Genomic DNA, 3,385 nt, shown 5'->3' with positions numbered 1-3,385 from the left:
GCGCTTTAATGAAGTAACTAAAGCCTAATTTTTCACTTATAACACCGAGTATAAATGCTAATTTAATAATGTACAGAAATGATTACATAAGAATGTACAGTTTAGTGTCATACATGCATACTTACACTGAGGTGAAGAGGATGCATGTACATCTAGATATAAGTACAGATATAGAAATTAATTGTTTGGAAGATTTACCAAAGTTAAAGCTTCTAATGTAGAGCCTAAATATGAAAATAAATAAAAGTAGATTAGGGCGGGAATTAGGTGTAGATAGGAGGACAGTGGATCGATATTTAAATGGGAATAGTTCTTGCAAAACTCGTAATAGAAAGTCAAAAATAGATGACTTATATAACGTTATATCTGAGCTACTTTCAGAGGAATCTATACAAACCTTTTACTACAAGAGGATTCTATGGGAGTATCTAAAAGATAACCATGGGTTAGAATGTTCTCAGTCATCTTTCCGACGCTATATATCTGATAAACCTGAATTCCAGGCATACTTTAGTGATGGAAAAAGAATTCAAGCGAACAAGACCGTTGTTCGTTTTGAGACCCCTCCCGGGGAACAAGCACAATTTGATTGGAAAGAGAACATTAGATACATAACAAAAGAGGGGGAAATTATATACGTCAATGTCGGGGTACTAGTGTTAGGTAATTCAAGATTCAAGTCTTATGGACTAACCATGTCAAAGTCACAAAGTGTACTAATATCCTTTTTGATGGAAAGCTTTGAAGCGTTTGGAGGAGTTCCAAAAACAATATTAACGGAGATGTGGGCATTGTGGTAGCCCATTTGGAAGAAAGGTATGGAACTCTACCGATGAAAGGCTTAGAAGAATTGTCTGGAGATGTAATGGAAAATACAGTGTCAAAGGTGAAAAAAGCTGTCAGAACGTAAGCGTCAAATAGACCCCACCTATGTTTTAGATGGGGCCTGGGTTATTATTTAGTTAAGTTTTTTAAATGAAATACAAGACACTGGTAGTGTCGTTGACCAAGGAAGTAGTTGGTCAAGGTTATCATGATCTGTCAGATCCAAGTTGGGAAGCTGCTCAAATAGATAGCGAAGATAGTAATATGGATTCAATCCGTTTGCGATCGCTGTCTCCACGATACTGTATATGATGGCACTGGCTCTCGCACCATTTGGTGTGTTACTAAACAGCCAAGCCTTCCTTCCAAGCACTACTGGCTTAATAGCCCTTTCGCTTCTATTGTTATCGATTTCTAATCGACCATCCTCTAGAAATGCCACTAACTTATCCCACTGGTTTAGACAGTATGTAATAGCTTTGCCGAGACCACTTTTAGGCAACACATGTTGTTCTTGTACTTTTAGCCATGACAAAAAAGAGTCTAGTATTGGTTTACTTTGCTCTAGACGTTGTTTATACCGTTCTTCCGGCTCTAATTCCTTTAACTTTCGCTCAATCGTGAAAAGTTGATTACAGAATTGGAGACCTTCGGTCGCAGCGACTGGTTTTATACTATTTGTAGGCAGTGCTTTTAAGACATCGGTAAAACCACGTCTGGCATGAGCCCAACAACCAACAAGTGTTACGTTTTCTACTTTATGATATCCGGCATAACCGTCGACTTGAAGAAAGCCTTTGAATTCCTTTAAGAAGTTCATTGGATTTTCTCCAGCTCTGGTTTCTTGATAATCATATAGTATGATGGGAGATCCCTCGACACCTGTACGGTATAGCCACAAATAGGATTTAGATGAAGCGGATCTACCTGGCTCTTGAAGCACTTGAAGAGTTGTCTCATCCGCACAAACAATGTCAAGCTTAACTAGGAGCTGATGCATCCGACTATATAGCTTGCTTAACCAACGATCTGCTCCGTACATCATCCAATTAGCCATCGTTTGACGAGATAATGTTATACCCAAACGATGTAGATGTTTTTCCTGTCTATATATAGGAAGTCCCTCTACATACTTTTGGCTCATGATATGTGCCAACATAGATGGAGATGCGAGACTTCCCGCAATGACTGGCTTCGGCATGGGCGCGGTTTGGATCGGCGTTTCAATGGCCTCCTGTTCACAATGGCGGCATGAATAAACATGGCGCACATGCTTCACCACTTTTACTTCAGCTGGGATATATTTTAATTCCTGACGGACTTCTGTACTCATTTCATGCAGGTTTCCACCGCAACACGAACAGACCTGCTCTTCATCGGATAAACGATAATCGATCGTTTCCACAGGCAGATTTTCTAACATCAACTGACGTTGGCCGCGTTTCTTCTTACGGCGGTAGGTGATGGTTTCTACGGTAGGTTCGGGTGATGCGAGGTCCGCTTCTTGTTCAACTTCATTAAAAAGAGTTAGTTCCAGTTGACCTGGAATGCCCTTTTCGCTAGATACACCAAAACGTTTAGACTGATGAAGGCGAAGCTGTTCTTGTAACCAACTAATCTTGGCTTCAGATTCACTTTTTTCCTTTTCTAGCTTCGCCTCTAAGTCTGCGTTTTTCTGTTCCAAGAGTTGAACGCGCTCGAGAAGTTCTTCAATTGTAGGAGTTGTGTTTGCTGTTTTCTTTGTCTTTTTCATGATTTCATTATACTATAAGATCCAACCGATTACTCTCATAATTTCATGTTTAAACGACAGTTTTTGCAGAAACGACGGGATGTGCTTTTGTCTGTTCTAATGATAAACCATCTAACAACCAATTCAATTGGCGACGTGAGATTTTATACGGACCTAAGCTCCCATGATCAGATGGCCAGTGAAATGTTCCACGTTCGAGTCTTCGGTAGTACAACCAAAATCCGTTGGTATCCCAATGAAGAATCTTGAGTTTATCGCGTTTCTTGTTACAAAAAACAAAAAGACTCGATGAAAAGGGATCTAGATTGAATTCCATCTGAACGATGATAGCTAATCCATCAATGGATTTTCTCATGTCCGTGCTACCTCGAGCGAGGTAGACACTCTCAATCGTTGATGCATTTAGCATATGGATTGAAGTGTCCTTACCACATCTACAAGCAGCTGGGGATCAAAGCCTTGTTTGACCTCTAACGCTACGTGACCAACATGAACAACTATGTTAGATTGAGAGTCTGTCATTGTTTCATCCATTTCTAATGTAATCCATTGTGAAGGGGTATTTGACGTGTCTTCGGTTGTTTTAAGCTTCTTCTTCCAATACCAGAATTGATGAATACTGACCTCGTTGGCTGCACACCAATTTGAAGCACTTAGTCCGCTTGTCATATAGTTAGCAATCCGTTTTTCCCATTCAACTCTAAGATCGGATCTCTTCATATAGCAAAACCTCCATTATGTGTAATCTCTAGGAGATTATCGCATATAAAAAAGCGTCAAACCATGTGGGTATAGTTTGACGCTTAC

The 3,385-nt window shown here is 39.9% G+C and carries 3 protein-coding genes and 2 pseudogenes; 2 read left to right on the top strand and 3 right to left on the bottom strand.

Translation table 11 applies throughout. The features are described 5' to 3' along the window. Positions 1–140: 140 nt before the first annotated feature. Together ADJ83_RS15045 and ADJ83_RS26265 are read left to right on the top strand one after the other, a co-directional pair. Positions 141–782, top strand: a pseudogene (locus tag ADJ83_RS15045) (IS21 family transposase); the annotation flags it as partial. 52 nt (positions 783–834) lie between these two features. Further along, positions 835–921, top strand: a pseudogene (locus ADJ83_RS26265) (hypothetical protein); the annotation flags it as partial. 37 nt (positions 922–958) lie between these two features. On the opposite strand, the gene tnpC reads toward ADJ83_RS26265, so the two are convergent. From tnpC to tnpA, 3 genes are read right to left on the bottom strand one after another with little or no spacing between them, the layout of a single operon-like run. Continuing rightward, entirely contained in the window at positions 959–2,578 is a 1,620-nt protein-coding gene (gene tnpC, locus ADJ83_RS15040) for an IS66 family transposase (protein WP_048717388.1), read from the bottom strand. Between the two features lie 49 nt (positions 2,579–2,627). After that, positions 2,628–2,987 (bottom strand): IS66 family insertion sequence element accessory protein TnpB, encoded by a 360-nt coding sequence (gene tnpB, locus ADJ83_RS15035; protein WP_031540354.1) that lies wholly within the window; start codon positions 2,985–2,987, stop codon positions 2,628–2,630. Next, positions 2,981–3,298: an IS66 family insertion sequence element accessory protein TnpA gene (gene tnpA / locus ADJ83_RS15030; RefSeq protein WP_031540353.1), complete on the bottom strand. Its 318-nt coding sequence runs from the start codon at positions 3,296–3,298 to the stop codon at positions 2,981–2,983. The genes tnpB and tnpA overlap by 7 nt, the downstream gene beginning before the upstream one ends. Positions 3,299–3,385 lie beyond the last annotated feature (87 nt).

The organism is Bacillus sp. 522_BSPC (assembly GCF_001076885.1).
Lineage (GTDB): Bacteria > Bacillota > Bacilli > Bacillales > Cytobacillaceae > Niallia > Niallia hominis.
The sequence above is the reverse complement of the archived record's forward strand: the minus strand, read 5'-3'. Positions and strand labels throughout refer to the sequence as shown.

Excerpts from the sequence above, each read along its gene's own strand:
- tnpC (WP_048717388.1), bottom strand. The coding sequence starts at position 2,578 with ATGAAAAAGACAAAGAAAACAGCAAACACAACTCCTACAATTGAAGAA.
- tnpB (WP_031540354.1), bottom strand. The coding sequence starts at position 2,987 with ATGCTAAATGCATCAACGATTGAGAGTGTCTACCTCGCTCGAGGTAGC.
- tnpA (WP_031540353.1), bottom strand. The coding sequence starts at position 3,298 with ATGAAGAGATCCGATCTTAGAGTTGAATGGGAAAAACGGATTGCTAAC.